Source organism: Chloracidobacterium sp., from assembly GCA_016711345.1.
Classification (GTDB): Bacteria; Acidobacteriota; Blastocatellia; order Pyrinomonadales; family Pyrinomonadaceae; genus OLB17.
The window spans coordinates 564779-578081 of the sequence record JADJTD010000001.1 but is presented as its reverse complement, the minus strand read 5'-3'; the positions used below and the strand labels follow the sequence as shown (position 1 = coordinate 578081).

The window sequence follows — 13303 nt, the reverse complement described above, 5'->3', positions numbered from 1 at the left end:
GCGGGCTTTACCTATGCTCCAACACAAAGATGGGAACTCCAGAATGTAGTAAAGTTAGCGTATGGATGACAAATACCACGTTAGCAATAGCAAAAAGCCGGTGACGAAGGTTGAGATGTTGGCAGCAAAGATCGAAGAACTGGTAAAGCAGCGTGATCTTTCGACAAACCTTGCAACCAAACAGACGATCAATGCTGAGATCACTAAGCTGTTCGCTCAGTACGAGAGGTTGAAGCTGTGAGCAGTGAATAGTGAAAGGAATAGGGAATAGTGAACGGCAACTTGCCACCTATTTTGTTAATTCGTTATTCTATAAGTTGGCTTCAGGCTCCGCACAAGGTTTGTGTTGTGAACTCCGCTAGGCGAGGAATCGAGCAACGGTAGCAATTTCAACCTGTGTTGCGATCAAGTCTGGAGCCATCTCATCGGAAAGGTGCAAGAGTGGTTGAATTGGCAGCATTGGAAATGCTGTGAGCCTTAACGGGTTCCGTGGGTTCGAATCCCACCCTTTCCGCCAGCCACGAAAAAAAGGATGGTAGACAATAGGTCTAACATCCTTTTTTGATTTAGATTTTCCTAATGGCTGCTAACTGTCAGCCGGATCATCCGGAGCTAGCCAGCTGTATACGAAACCTGCTAAGAGGGCTCCGAGGATCGGGGCGACCCAGAACATCCAGAGCTGGGCAAGAGCCCAGCCGCCTGCGAAAATTGCCGGGCCGGTGCTGCGTGCCGGGTTGACCGATGTGTTTGTCACCTGGATCGAGATCAGGTGGATGAGTGTCAGGCATAGGCCGATCGCGACAGGAGCAAAACCTTTTGGAGCAAGTTTGTGTGTCGCTCCGAGGATCACGATCAGGAAAAAGAATGTCATAGCAACTTCAACGACAAAGCAGGCGAGTGCTTCATAGTGACCGGGCGAATGGTCGCCGAAGCCGTTCGATGCAAACCCGCTGCCGAGCGTAAAGCCCACTTTGCCACTCGCGATCACATACAAAATGCCTGCTCCGCTTATAGCTCCCAAAACCTGAGCAATAACGTATGGCAGTATTTCGTTGGAAGGAAATCTCTTGCCGGCCCACAGGCCTAGCGTGACTGCCGGATTTAGATGACATCCTGAAATATGGCCTATCGCATAAGCCATTGTAAGTACGGTCAAGCCGAATGCGAGCGAAATACCCACATTGCCAGCTTGAGAACCTGCGAGCACAGCAGTTCCGCAGCCGCCGAGCACGAGCCATAGAGTTCCAATAAACTCCGCCGATAACCTCTTTGCAATTGGCATAACACCTCCGCTAGTCGATTTTAGTTTTATAAATGTTTGGTTTTAGATTATAGACTTCAAATCTAAAATTGAATGGCGGAGAGGGTGGGATTCGAACCCACGGTACCCGTAAAGGTACAGCAATTTTCGAGACTGCCCGATTCAACCACTCTCGCACCTCTCCGACCTCATAAAAGGATAAAGGATAAAGGTTGAAGGATAAAGTCGGAAGACTATTATTTTCGACGGGAGCGGAAGAAATCCTGAATCAGGATGCGGCATTCATCGGCTAGTACGCCGGATGTAATTGCTATTTTGTGGTTTAGTTCCGGGCTGTCGCAGATGCGGAAAATGCTCTCAACAGCGCCGAACCTTTCGTCGTGCGTACCGAAAACGAGGCGTTCGACTCGCGCATTTACCAGCGCTCCCGCGCACATTACGCAAGGTTCGACGGTCGAGTAAACTGTTGCTCCGACGAGACGGTAATTGCCGATCTCGGCGCCCGCCTTTCGGAGTGCGAGGATCTCGGCGTGGGCGGTCGGATCGCTGCGCATTATCGTTTCGTTTGAGGCGAGAGCAAGCACGTCTCCGTTTGAAGCAACGATAACTGCTCCTACAGGCACTTCGCCGATGTCGGCGGCATTACGGGCTTCGAGGATGGCTTTTTGCATCCAGAATTCATCCATTGACATGGAATTAGTTTCACGCAAAGACGCAAAGGACGCAAAGGAACCGCGATTTTCTTGCATACGCGCACCTAAAATGTTAAACAATAAGTGCTATAGCTTTTTACCCCTTCGAGAGTTAAATCGCAAGAAACGCTATGAACGACGAGGTTCGCGCCGGTTCTCAACCAGTCGAGAGCGACATTCACACCACGAATGTCCCGCAGTCGTTCCGCGCCTTTGCGGAGGAAGTTCACAAGCGCACTCAAAAGCCGCGAAGCACGCCGGTCGCGATCGCGCAAAAACTGCTGCCCGCCGAATTCAACATGGCGATGGTGCATTTTTATCGCGGTGAAGTGCAGCGGTCAAATGTGTGGCGAACGCGTTTGGATACAACGACGAATTGGGCTGTTATCACAACAGGTGCGACGCTGTCGTTTGTGTTTAGCTCGACCTCAAATCCGCATTTTGCGATTCCCATTAACTCGATCCTTGTGTCGATCTTTTTGTTTATGGAGGCGAGGCGATATCGTTATTACGAGGTTTGGGCAAATCGTGTGCGTATTTTGGAGACCGGTTATTTTGGCCCTATGTTGTCTCACCGAACGATACCGCCCGATAAAGAATGGGCCGATCATCTCTCCACCGATCTGATCTCGCCGCACTTTACCATTAGCGAGTGGGAAGCTGTTGGTAGGCGGTTGAGGGCCAATTATTTGTGGTTGTTTATATTGCTGGCACTTTCATGGACGTTGAAGATTTACATTCATCCGGGACCGATACCATCTGTAACCGAGTCCGAACGCAGAGTGTTTTGGGATGTCTTTTTTGAGAGGGCACAGGTTGGTCTCGCACCCGGCTGGCTGGTTGTCGTTTCCGGAGCCGTATTTAACGCGATGTTGATATTCGTTGCGTTGACTACACGTAAATTGAGAGATGCGTCGAGCGAAGTGCTTCCGCTCGAGAGCTTTGAATGGCATCCGCTCAAGCAGGTTTCCGATTGGGCCGAGAGCAATCTAAAGCGACGCAATACGATCAGGCGCTCGAAGAAAGCGCGGCAGCGTATGCGCTCTGTTCATAAAACTGAAATTTAGAAATTAATTAGGAGTTGAAACTTATATGCCAATTGAACTTGATGACCGTGGACAGGCTCTGGAAAACGAGTATTTTCATCGCAAGGAAAAAGAACTCATCGCCAAGATGAAAGAGAAGATCGCCGATGAGAGTGCGAAAAGTCTCGAGATAAAATGTCCGAAATGCGATGGAACTCTGATCGAAACTGATTTTGCAACGATCAAGATCGACGTCTGCGATAAATGTTCCGGTGTTTGGCTCGATGCGGGCGAATTGACGCAAATTGCTCAAAAAGATGAAGAGACGGGTTGGTTTGGCAAGATGTTCGGCTAAGGATCTGTCGTTATGAAGAGAATTTTTCCTGTTTTGATATTGATTGGAATGCTGTTCGTCGCAACGGCGAGCGCTCAGGAATCCAGTACGACGGTCAATGACAAAGCGGCGGCTCAAAAACTGCTTGGAAAACACAGGCTTTCGCTGCAGTGGATAAGCTGGGACTATTTTGGTGCAGCGACAGTAACCAATAAGAAATGCAGTTCCGGTGTGAAAGGCTGCTATCGGATCAACGGCGAACAGAAAGGGCGAGGGAACAGCGATTACCTGAAGATCAATGGAGCGATCTCTTCGATCGATAGTAAGCAGTTCAGATTCAATGGAACTATTGAAACTCGCATAAGCCACATCAACGGAGGCAGCCCTTGCGTTCGTTCAGGTGAATTTACTTTCAAGATCACTGGTAAACGGAAATACTGGCGCTTGGCGGAAATGGACAACCCTTGCGATCCGGTGACTGACTACGTCGATATCTACTTCCGCTAATATATGCTGAATTTCGCGATCGAGACGGCGCGCGACGCCGGACAACTTCTGCTCGAAAAATTTGACCGCGGCATCAAAGTCTCCAAAAAAGGCGAGATCAATCTCGTAACTGAGGCGGATCTCGCGTCCGAAGCCCTGATCATTGAACGTATCAAGTCGTATCACCCAAAACACTCAATACTTGCCGAGGAATCGGGTAACGCTGTCATCATCGGCGGTGAAAATACCTGGAAATGGATCATCGATCCGCTCGACGGCACGACGAATTATGCTCATGGCTATCCGTGTTTCTGCGTGACGATTGCGCTCGAACACGATGGCGAGATCGTCATAGGCGTGACATTTGATCCAACGAGGAACGAACTTTTTGCCGCCGAACGTGGTCGCGGAGCGAGCCTTAACAACAAGCCGATCCGCGTTTCCGAAACGGAGGATCTCGGCGACTCTCTAATAGTTACAGGATTCCCTTATGATTTTAAGCGACGCGAAGATTTTGCTCGTCATCTGACGCAGTTCTTGTTGAATTCGCGCGGTGTTCGGCGCGACGGTTCGGCGGCAATCGATATGGCCTATGTGGCGTGCGGGCGTTTTGACGGATTTTGGGAAGAAGGCTTAAATCCGTGGGACATGGCCGCCGGTGTTTTGCTCATCGAGGAAGCAGGCGGACAGATCAGCCGCTACGACGGTTCGAAATTCAGTATTAACTCGCCGCCCATTGTAGCAAGCAATGGCCTGATACATTCACAAATGTTGAGCGTTCTTCGATAACTATTTTGGAGTTGATCTACCCGCTGGCGCGACATCGACCCAGTTGCCGGAAACATCGCCCATTAGTAGAGCCACAAAATCTTCTCCTTTTACATTCGATGTGACGGCAGCATAGTTCCTGTTCGCTGGTGAGAATATCCAGGTTGCCGCCGAGCCAGAACCTGGAACACCGGCTGCGTAACGAGCGACCTGACCCGCATCGAAAGATGAGATAGAACCGTTACCGCTAACGTCGGCTACGATCAATGGGTTTCCGGTCAGAACAGTAGTTCCAGCAACATGCAGCGCGATCTTTGCCGCGTCGAAAGACGTTATCGCCGCATTTATGCCTCCCGTTTTTGACGGCGTAACGGTATAGGAACCAGTGCCAAAACCTGTAATAGAATAATTGCCGCCTGGAAAAGCGCTTGTCGCCGAGATATTGGTCGTGCCTGTACCGCTGAGCAGAACATTTGAAACAAATCGCGGCGGAGCCGGGTTTCCGATAGCATTGCCGTATGTGATCGTTCCGCTGACCGAAGGCTCCGCAATTCGCTCTATTGAAACATCGTTGCCATCACCGCCGAGATAAGTGATCTGAAACTGGGTATCAAGTGCTCCAAAGATCGAACCCTCCGGCAAATTTAGAAAGGTGCCGTTGATCGCGTCGGTGCCGTCGTTGCTGATAATTATAAAAGTGTCGCCTTTCGCAGGCACGAATCCATTCCAAGGAATCGGCGCCAGCACCGCGTTGTCAAGGATGACGGTGCCGACAACATTTAGCTGGTCGTGCCCATTTGCACCGGGCGACGTGCCGCCGATCTTGCAGGCATATGCGCCGTTCGGTGTGAAATTAATGGCATTGTTGATGTTCAGCACACCGGTTGGCGAACTAAGCGTGCCGGCGCTGATCACGCCAGATTTAACTGTTGTTGCTCCGACCGTTCCTGTGCCGCCAAAGCCGCTTAGGGCGGGCGTGCCGGTTGGTATCGCTCCCTGAATGGCGACCGTGCTGTTCGGGATACTCGCGTCAACGATGAAAATGCCGTCGTTTAATAATATGCCGCCGCTAAAGCCGGTTGCTGTAATGATCGCACCCGCGCCAGAACCGTTTTTAGTGACCGAGCCTGAACCTGAGATAAGGCCGATACCCACGATGCCTGCTCCGTCTATGGTCAAAGGTGAACTGCCAACGGAGAGTATTACTATCGTTGCTGTGGCTCCGGTACCAGCGAAAAATGTTTGTGCTCCACTGAGGGTAATGGCGAAATTGATCGTTTGAGTGCCGCTGTCAATGATCATGCCGTTTGTTAGCCGTATTGGATTGCCGCCAAATGTATAAGTGCCGCCTTCGACCGTTATTGAACGAAAACTGGTGAGAAAAAAGAAATTATTATTATTGGTATGTTGGGCCGCGGCCGCCGGAAATATGAGATCGTCACCAGCTACCGGTGCAATATCGGTCGACCAGTTTGCAGCAGTCGTCCAATTAGCGTCCGCACCGCCGCCGTCCCATGTTTTCGTCGCGGCAAAAACATTGACTGACAAAAGCAACAGTAAGAAGAAGACAAATATATTATTTCGCATCGCAAAACTCCTAAACCCACTACGGTAAATCTTTTCAGCCTTTGAATTTACCACAAATATGACCTGTGAACCATTTATATGCTAACCTTAAATCTTCAATAAAGTTATGTCCTGGTTTCGACGAGATAAGCCAAAAATAGAAGAGCAGAAGAACGACGAGAAACAAACCGTCAAAACGGAGGGTATTTTCGTCAAGTGTCCTGACTGCGATAACGCGCTATATAAACGCGAGCTGGCAGATTCGCATGAAGTTTGTACCCATTGCGGCTACCATTTTCGTTACGCGGCTGAGGACAGGTTGAAAGATCTCTTTGACGGCGGCAAATACAAAAAGCTGGACGAAGAAGTAACATCAGCGGATCCTCTAAAATTTAAAGACTCGAAAGCTTACAAAGACCGCATAGTGCAGGCCAAAGAGTCTTCCGGGTTGCCTGAAGCCATCGTTTCCGGCAAGGGCAAGGTCGGCGGGCATTTAGTTTATGCCGGAGCGATGGATATGGCGTTCATCGGCGGTTCGATGGGTTCGGCGGTCGGCGAAAAGATCACCAGGCTGATCGAACGGGCAGTCACCGATCGAGGCGCAGTTATCATTTATTCTGCTTCGGGCGGAGCGCGTATGCAAGAAGGCACGCTTTCGCTAATGCAGATGGGCAAGATCTCGGCGGCTCTTTCACGCTTGCACGATGCCCGACTGCCTTTCATCTCTGTTCTAACCGACCCGACAACCGGCGGCGTTACCGCAAGTTTTGCGATGCTCGGTGACGTTATTCTTGCCGAACCAAAAGCGCTGATCGGTTTCGCGGGCCCGCGAGTTATCGAGCAAACAATTCGACAAAAACTTCCAAAGGGCTTTCAGCGCAGCGAGTTTTTGCTGGAACACGGTATGGTCGATATGGTCGTTGATCGTCGTGAAATACGCGACGCGATCGTCAGGTTTCTGGACTTTATGATGAACGAAAAGATCGCCGCTTGATCATTTCGATGAACTTCGCTGAATCGACTCAATATCTTTATTCTCTCGGCAACGAAGTTTCCGCGATGAAACTCGGCCTTGAGAACATTCGCAAATTACTCGCCGCTCTCGGCAGTCCCCAAAATAATTTCTTAAAAGTTCAGGTCGCCGGAACAAATGGCAAAGGGTCGGTTTGCGCGTTTCTTGATTCGATATGCAACACAGCCGGTATTAAAACAGGAACGTTCACTTCGCCACATCTCGTTTCAATCACTGAAAGAATACGAATTAACGGGAGCGACATAAGTGAAGAGGATTTTGCTCGTCATGCACATCGTGTTCGCGAGATGGCTGAGAAAATGCTTGCCTCAGGGGAACTCGAATACCGGCCAACATTTTTTGAACAGATAACGGCAATTGCATTAGTCGCTTTCGCCGATGCGAATGTTGCTCTCGCAATTCTCGAAACCGGCCTCGGCGGACGCCTCGATGCAACAACCGCAGTAAACGCCGAGATCGCCGCGATCACGCGAATTGACCTCGATCATCAAGAATATCTTGGTGAAACGATTGAAGAAATTGCTGCGGAAAAGGCAGCGATAATTGGACCGTGGACAAAAAGTGTCGTTTTAGGTGAACAGGAACCGAACGTGCTAAAGATTCTGTTGGATCGATGTCGAAAGTTCGAAAAGTTTCCAGATTCGGCGCAAAAAAGCTTTATGCCTGTCGTGGATGTTAAGAAGAAAACGACAAAAGTTTATGAAGTGGACAACATTCCCCCAGATGATCTTGGTGTCAAACTTGGTTTGAAAGGGGCTCATCAAGTCGAGAACGCTTACACGGCTGTGATCGTTTCAGGTGTTATTTCGATGGACTATGATCTGCAAGTCTCCGATGATCAGGTTAGAAGCGGACTAAAGAATGCGCGACATCTCGGACGATTGGAGCATAGTGGAAGATATCTTTTCGATGGAGCACACAATACCGGTGGAGCTAAGGCTCTAGCCCGGTATTTGCGTCACAATGAACAGACTCCGGTAACGATGATTTTTGGGGTAATGAGGAACAAAGGCGTCGCCGACATGTTGTCTATACTTGCTCCGCTAGCGGAATCGATCATCGCGACTGAGCCATCGAATTTGCGTTCGCTTTCCTACGAAGAATTGCTTGAGCACTTTCCGACGGATATGTCGAAAGAAAAGGTATTCGTGACTGACAACGTCACAAATGCCGTTGATATCGCCAATGAGGTTGCTCTGGACGAGGGTATAATTCTCGTCACCGGATCACTGTATTTAGTCGGCGAGGTGAAAAAGATTTTGAAATCTCAAATTTGAGATTTCAAATTTCAAATTTAAGATAGTCTCATGCATAAATTAGTTTTGATTCGCCACGGCGAGAGTCAGTGGAATAAGGAAAATCGATTTACGGGTTGGAAGGATGTAGATCTTTCGGAAAAAGGCGTCACCGAGGCTCATGCAGCGGGTAAATTGCTGCGCGATGAAGGATTTACCTTTGACGAAGCGTATTCTTCGGTGTTAAAGCGGGCGATACGGACGCTTTGGATCATTCTCGACGAGATGGATCTGATGTGGATTCCCGAAACAAAATCGTGGCTGCTTAACGAGCGGCATTACGGAGCCTTGCAAGGGCTGAATAAAGCTGAAACTGCCGCACAATTTGGCGAGGAACAAGTCTTGATATGGCGACGGAGTTTTGATGTGCCTCCAGGAGATCTGGATGATACGGACGAAAGGTATCTTGGCAATGAGGCTAAATACAGCAATATTGAAAAAGGTAAGTTTCCAAAGACCGAATGCCTGAAAGATACTGTCGAACGAGTTGTGCCGTATTGGCTCAACGAGGTCGCGCCTAAGATAAAAAGCGGAAAGAGATTAATAGTTGCCGCTCATGGGAACAGCTTGCGGGCGCTGGTCAAACATCTGGACGCCATTCCCGATGATGAAATTGTGAATTTGAACATACCTACAGGCGTACCGCTTGTTTATGAACTCGACGCTGACCTAAAACCTCTTAAGAGCTATTACCTTGGCGACGCCGAAGCTATCAAAGCAGCTCAGGATGCGGTCGCAAATCAGGGGAAAACTAAGTAAAAGTGAAAGAGTGAAAAAGGTGGAAAAGGTATTGCACGGTTTCCGTTTTTGCGGTTCACTTTCATTTGGCTGGTTAATATGACTTGGCAAAAAGTTCTCTTTATTATCCTTGTTATTCTCTGCCTTTCGCCGTACGGTTCGCCTGCGATCGCTCTGACACTCGGGCTGATCCTTGCACTTACGCTTGGTAATCCGTTTCCCCAACTCACCGGCAAACCGACCACCTATTTGCTTCAGGCATCGGTGGTAATGCTCGGGTTTGGAATGGATCTGGGCGCAGTTTACAGAGCCGGCAAGGGCGGCATTCTTTTCATTGTCGGGGTCGTTTCCACTGCTCTCGTGTTGGGGTTCATTTTCGGAAAACTTCTGAAAACACCTTCGCGGATAACGACGCTCATTTCGACAGGAACTGCGATATGTGGCGGAAGCGCCATTGCCGCAGTGGGCCCTGCAATCAAGGCCGAGAATGACGAGATGTCGGTATCTCTCGGCACTATCTTTGTTTTGAATGCAGTCGCACTATTTACGTTTCCGCTGATCGGCCACACATTGAACATGTCTCAAGGCCAATTCGGTTTGTGGTCGGCCATAGCGATTCAGGACACTAGCTCAGTTGTTGGAGCGTCATCGGCATACGGAACTGAAGCGTTGGCTATTGCAGCGACTGTAAAACTTGCCCGGGCGCTTTGGATCGCGCCGCTTGCCTTGGCACTGGCGTTCGTCTATCGGGAAAAAGACGCAGAGACAAAGATTGTGATCCCGTGGTTCATATTTTTGTTCGTGCTAGCCGCGTCGATCAGGACATTTGCACCGGCAATTATCTTTCCAAGTTTCTTTGACTCGCTGGTGAATCTGGCCAAAGCTGGATTTACCATTACTCTCTTTCTCATAGGAGTAAGCCTATCGAGGTCGATGCTGAAGAGAGTTGGTATTCGGCCATTTTTGCTTGGGGCTGTTCTCTGGATCATTATTGCCTCGGCGTCACTTTGGGCCGTTCTTCACTTTGGCTGACCTCCTGTTATAATACTCGTTTCGGATAAGACCGGGATTTACATCCGTAATGAGCATCAAGCAAATAACCGTCCGCGGGGCACGCCAGCATAATCTAAAAAACATCGATGTTGATATACCGCGCGACAAATTCGTAGTGATCACAGGCTTGTCGGGTTCGGGTAAATCGTCGCTGGCTTTCGATACGATCTATGCAGAAGGGCAGCGTCGCTACGTTGAATCTCTTTCCGCTTACGCCCGCCAGTTTCTCCATCAACTTGAAAAGCCTGATGTCGATTCTGTCGAAGGCTTGAGTCCGGCGATCTCTATCGAGCAAAAGACCGTATCGCGTTCGCCGCGTTCGACGGTTGGTACCGTCACCGAAATTTACGATTTTCTCCGCCTGCTTTTCTCCTCTATTGGCCAGCCTCATTGTCATCAATGCGGAGCTCCGATCACGCGGCAGTCGGTGGATCAGATCATTGCCGGAGTTGCCGATTTGCCCGAAGGTGAACGAGTTATGATCCTTGCCCCACTCGTTCGTGGGCGAAAGGGTGAATTTAAGAAGGAACTCGAAAAACTTCATAAAGATGGTTTTATTCGGGCACGCATCGATGGCGAAATACGACAGCTTGACGAAGAGATCGTTCTCGATAAACGGAAAAATCATACGATCGAGGTTGTCGTTGACCGGCTGCTCATGAAAAATGGCGTTCGCGAACGCCTCGCCGATTCTGTAAAAACTGCTCTCAAACTCACTGACGGAGCCGTTCTCATCTCTATTATTGACGGCGAGGAAAAGCTGTTTTCCGAGAAAATGGCTTGCATCGATTGCGGCATTAACATCGCTCAGCTTGAGCCGCGGTCATTCTCGTTCAACTCTGCATTCGGAGCCTGTAAACGATGTCAGGGCATCGGAACCGTGCTTGAGATCGACGTGAACAAGATCGTGCCCGACGGAAATGTGCCGGCGGGAAAGGTCGAGTTTTTGAACGGCGTCGATAAAACCGGTGCGACCTTTTTGCGATCTGCGCTTGTCGCGATCATCGAAAAATTTGCTGTTGGCGATTCGCTTGAGCCGCCGACAGGAAACGAGAAAACGAAAAAGTCGAAACGCCGAAAGGCTGGTGAAGACCTTTTGGGGGGCGGCAGGAACGCTTTGCTCGCGGTCAACTTTAATGACCTGCCGCAAGAGATTCGCGACGCCTTTTTTAACGGTACCAAGCGGCGAATGACATTCCGGCACGGCGATTACAAATTCGAACGCGACTGGCGTGGAGCGTTGCGTGCTATGCGCGAGAGGCTCGAAAATCCGCCGTCTGAAAAAACTCGTGAGGCTCTGGAAGAAATGATCGCTCCAATGCCGTGTCCTTCGTGCCAAGGAATGCGTTTGCAGCCGGAAAGCCTCGCGGTAAAGGTTGGCGGGCTTGGTATCGGCGATTATACCGAGCTTCCGATCTCGGAAGCGACTAAGAAAGTAGAAGCGATCAAACTCGGCTCTCGCGACGAAAAGATCGCGGGGCTTGTACTCAAAGAGATCAAAGATCGCCTGCGATTTCTTGACGCGGTCGGGCTTGGTTACCTGACGCTTAGCCGTGCGTCGGCATCGCTTTCGGGTGGCGAAGGGCAACGCATTCGGCTTGCGACACAGATCGGTTCGCAACTTCGCGGTGTGCTTTATGTGCTCGACGAACCTAGCATCGGGCTGCATCCGCGTGACAATAAACGTCTGCTCGATACGCTGCATACGCTTCGCGATCTTGGCAACTCGGTTCTCGTCGTCGAGCACGATGAGGAAACCATTGAGCATGCCGATTACGTTATCGATCTCGGCCCGCTTGCCGGAACGCACGGCGGGGAAGTGATCGCTGCCGGAAAGCCCAAAGACATCGAAAAAGCTAAAGATTCGCTGACCGGAAAATACCTCAGCGGCGAATTAAAGATCGAAGTTCCCGATGTGCGGCGTCTGCCAAACGGCAATCGCATCAAGGTGAAAGGTGCTCGCGGCTACAATCTGAAAAACATCGACGCCGAATTTCCGCTTGGGCTGCTCACGGTCGTTACGGGCGTTTCGGGTTCGGGTAAATCGACACTTGTCGAAGAGATACTTTATCCCGCATTGTATCGGCACGTTTATAAATCAGCCGTCGAGCCGCTTGAGCATGACTCTATTGAAGGGCTTGATCTTGTCGATAAGATAATCGAGATCGACCAGAAACCGATCGGGCGTACGCCGCGGTCAAATCCAGCCACCTTCACCGGACTTTTTTCGCCGCTGCGTGACCTTTACGCGATGCTGCCCGAATCGCGGACTCGCGGTTACAAAGCAGGCCGCTTCTCGTTCAACGTAAAAGGCGGCCGTTGCGAAGCCTGCGAAGGCGGCGGACTCAAACGCATCGAGATGAATTTTCTTCCCGACGTTTACGTCACCTGCGACGTGTGCCGAGGGCATCGGTATAACCGCGAAACTCTCGCCGTCAAATTTAAAGGCCTTTCGATCGCTGATCTGCTCGATACGACCATCGAAGATGCATTGCCGCTGCTTGAAAATATTCCGTCGATCAAGAAGATCCTCGAAACGCTGCTTGATGTCGGACTTGGCTACATCAAGATCGGCCAATCTTCGACAACACTGAGCGGCGGCGAGGCTCAACGCATTAAACTCGCTAAGGAACTCTCAAAACGTGCGACGGGCAAGACGATCTACATACTCGACGAACCGACAACAGGCTTACATTTCGCTGATGTTCATAAGCTGCTCGACGTTTTGCAGAAGCTTGTCGATACCGGCAACACCGTCATCGTCATCGAACACAACCTCGACGTCATCAAATCCGCCGACTACATCATCGACCTCGGCCCCGAAGGCGGCGCAGGCGGCGGCAAAGTCGTCGCTGTCGGCACTCCCGAAGAGGTCGCCCGCGTCAAAAAGTCCTACACCGGCCAAGCCCTTAAATCAGTCTTAACATAATTGTAAAAATTGCCCTTGAACAACCGGACAAATGTCACATTGTGACACAGAAAAACGGCTAATTTTGGGTCTTAAAGTACTGAAAACAAGCTGCTTAGGACTATATTCGAAATTTCATCGTTG

The 13303-nt window shown here is 50.1% G+C and carries 13 protein-coding genes, 2 tRNA genes and 1 other RNA gene; 12 read left to right on the top strand and 4 right to left on the bottom strand.

Annotated features, from left to right (window positions below; all coding sequences use genetic code 11):
- The first annotated feature begins 61 nt into the window (after window positions 1-61).
- The 3 genes from IPL32_02535 (at window position 62) to IPL32_02525 (ending at window position 517) form a co-directional block, all read left to right on the top strand.
- Entirely contained in the window at window positions 62-241 is a 180-nt protein-coding gene (locus IPL32_02535) for a hypothetical protein (GenBank protein ID MBK8464682.1), read from the top strand.
- An 80-nt stretch (window positions 242-321) separates the two neighbouring features.
- An RNA gene (gene ffs / locus IPL32_02530) (signal recognition particle sRNA small type) lies at window positions 322-420 on the top strand.
- A gap of 7 nt (window positions 421-427) precedes the next feature.
- Window positions 428-517 (top strand) — tRNA-Ser (locus IPL32_02525).
- A 69-nt stretch (window positions 518-586) separates the two neighbouring features.
- On the opposite strand, the gene aqpZ is transcribed toward IPL32_02525, so the two are convergent.
- The 3 genes from aqpZ to tadA form a co-directional block, all read right to left on the bottom strand.
- Window positions 587-1282, bottom strand: coding sequence for an aquaporin Z (gene aqpZ, locus IPL32_02520; protein ID MBK8464681.1), 696 nt, complete (start codon window positions 1280-1282; stop codon window positions 587-589).
- Between the two features lie 73 nt (window positions 1283-1355).
- Window positions 1356-1445: transfer RNA gene (locus IPL32_02515), tRNA-Ser, on the bottom strand.
- Between the two features lie 52 nt (window positions 1446-1497).
- The gene (gene tadA, locus IPL32_02510; protein ID MBK8464680.1) at window positions 1498-1953 is read right to left on the bottom strand and encodes a tRNA adenosine(34) deaminase TadA; all 456 of its coding nucleotides are present in this window, start codon (window positions 1951-1953) and stop codon (window positions 1498-1500) included.
- Between the two features lie 131 nt (window positions 1954-2084).
- On the opposite strand from tadA, the gene IPL32_02505 reads away from it, so the two are divergent.
- Genes IPL32_02505 through IPL32_02490 form a run of 4 tightly spaced genes read left to right on the top strand, consistent with a single transcriptional unit; the run spans window position 2085 to window position 4587 of the window.
- The gene (locus tag IPL32_02505; GenBank protein ID MBK8464679.1) at window positions 2085-3020 is read left to right on the top strand and encodes a DUF2270 domain-containing protein; all 936 of its coding nucleotides are present in this window, start codon (window positions 2085-2087) and stop codon (window positions 3018-3020) included.
- 25 nt (window positions 3021-3045) lie between these two features.
- Complete coding sequence (locus IPL32_02500; GenBank protein MBK8464678.1) at window positions 3046-3333, top strand: zf-TFIIB domain-containing protein; 288 nt, start codon at window positions 3046-3048, stop codon at window positions 3331-3333.
- 12 nt (window positions 3334-3345) lie between these two features.
- Window positions 3346-3819 carry a hypothetical protein gene (locus IPL32_02495; GenBank protein ID MBK8464677.1) on the top strand — a complete coding sequence of 158 codons (474 nt, stop codon included), beginning with the start codon at window positions 3346-3348 and terminating at the stop codon, window positions 3817-3819.
- Window positions 3820-3822: 3 nt separating this feature from the next.
- A complete protein-coding gene (locus tag IPL32_02490) occupies window positions 3823-4587 on the top strand; it encodes an inositol monophosphatase (GenBank protein ID MBK8464676.1) in 765 nt (254 codons plus the stop codon).
- On the opposite strand, the gene IPL32_02485 is transcribed toward IPL32_02490, so the two are convergent.
- Window positions 4588-6153 carry a hypothetical protein gene (locus tag IPL32_02485; GenBank protein MBK8464675.1) on the bottom strand — a complete coding sequence of 522 codons (1566 nt, stop codon included), beginning with the start codon at window positions 6151-6153 and terminating at the stop codon, window positions 4588-4590.
- 106 nt (window positions 6154-6259) lie between these two features.
- Here IPL32_02485 and IPL32_02480 point away from each other — a divergent pair, with 106 nt between their 5' ends.
- The 5 genes from IPL32_02480 (at window position 6260) to uvrA (ending at window position 13180) form a co-directional block, all read left to right on the top strand.
- Window positions 6260-7126, top strand: coding sequence for an acetyl-CoA carboxylase carboxyltransferase subunit beta (locus tag IPL32_02480; GenBank protein ID MBK8464674.1), 867 nt, complete (start codon window positions 6260-6262; stop codon window positions 7124-7126).
- Between the two features lie 8 nt (window positions 7127-7134).
- The gene (locus IPL32_02475) at window positions 7135-8442 is read left to right on the top strand and encodes a bifunctional folylpolyglutamate synthase/dihydrofolate synthase (GenBank protein MBK8464673.1); all 1308 of its coding nucleotides are present in this window, start codon (window positions 7135-7137) and stop codon (window positions 8440-8442) included.
- Between the two features lie 30 nt (window positions 8443-8472).
- Window positions 8473-9219, top strand: coding sequence for a 2,3-diphosphoglycerate-dependent phosphoglycerate mutase (gene gpmA, locus IPL32_02470; GenBank protein MBK8464672.1), 747 nt, complete (start codon window positions 8473-8475; stop codon window positions 9217-9219).
- A gap of 78 nt (window positions 9220-9297) precedes the next feature.
- On the top strand, window positions 9298-10230 hold the full coding sequence (locus IPL32_02465) for a putative sulfate exporter family transporter (protein MBK8464671.1): 933 nt from the start codon (window positions 9298-9300) through the stop codon (window positions 10228-10230).
- 49 nt (window positions 10231-10279) lie between these two features.
- The gene (uvrA, locus tag IPL32_02460; protein ID MBK8464670.1) at window positions 10280-13180 is read left to right on the top strand and encodes an excinuclease ABC subunit UvrA; all 2901 of its coding nucleotides are present in this window, start codon (window positions 10280-10282) and stop codon (window positions 13178-13180) included.
- Window positions 13181-13303 lie beyond the last annotated feature (123 nt).

Coding starts and splice junctions, on each gene's coding strand:
- IPL32_02500 (MBK8464678.1), top strand. CDS start 3,046: ATGCCAATTGAACTTGATGACCGTGGACAGGCTCTGGAAAACGAGTAT.
- IPL32_02505 (MBK8464679.1), top strand. CDS start 2,085: ATGAACGACGAGGTTCGCGCCGGTTCTCAACCAGTCGAGAGCGACATT.
- uvrA (MBK8464670.1), top strand. CDS start 10,280: ATGAGCATCAAGCAAATAACCGTCCGCGGGGCACGCCAGCATAATCTA.
- tadA (MBK8464680.1), bottom strand. CDS start 1,953: ATGTCAATGGATGAATTCTGGATGCAAAAAGCCATCCTCGAAGCCCGT.
- IPL32_02480 (MBK8464674.1), top strand. CDS start 6,260: ATGTCCTGGTTTCGACGAGATAAGCCAAAAATAGAAGAGCAGAAGAAC.
- IPL32_02465 (MBK8464671.1), top strand. CDS start 9,298: ATGACTTGGCAAAAAGTTCTCTTTATTATCCTTGTTATTCTCTGCCTT.
- IPL32_02485 (MBK8464675.1), bottom strand. CDS start 6,153: ATGCGAAATAATATATTTGTCTTCTTCTTACTGTTGCTTTTGTCAGTC.
- gpmA (MBK8464672.1), top strand. CDS start 8,473: ATGCATAAATTAGTTTTGATTCGCCACGGCGAGAGTCAGTGGAATAAG.
- IPL32_02495 (MBK8464677.1), top strand. CDS start 3,346: ATGAAGAGAATTTTTCCTGTTTTGATATTGATTGGAATGCTGTTCGTC.
- IPL32_02475 (MBK8464673.1), top strand. CDS start 7,135: ATGAACTTCGCTGAATCGACTCAATATCTTTATTCTCTCGGCAACGAA.
- IPL32_02490 (MBK8464676.1), top strand. CDS start 3,823: ATGCTGAATTTCGCGATCGAGACGGCGCGCGACGCCGGACAACTTCTG.
- aqpZ (MBK8464681.1), bottom strand. CDS start 1,282: ATGCCAATTGCAAAGAGGTTATCGGCGGAGTTTATTGGAACTCTATGG.
- IPL32_02535 (MBK8464682.1), top strand. CDS start 62: ATGGATGACAAATACCACGTTAGCAATAGCAAAAAGCCGGTGACGAAG.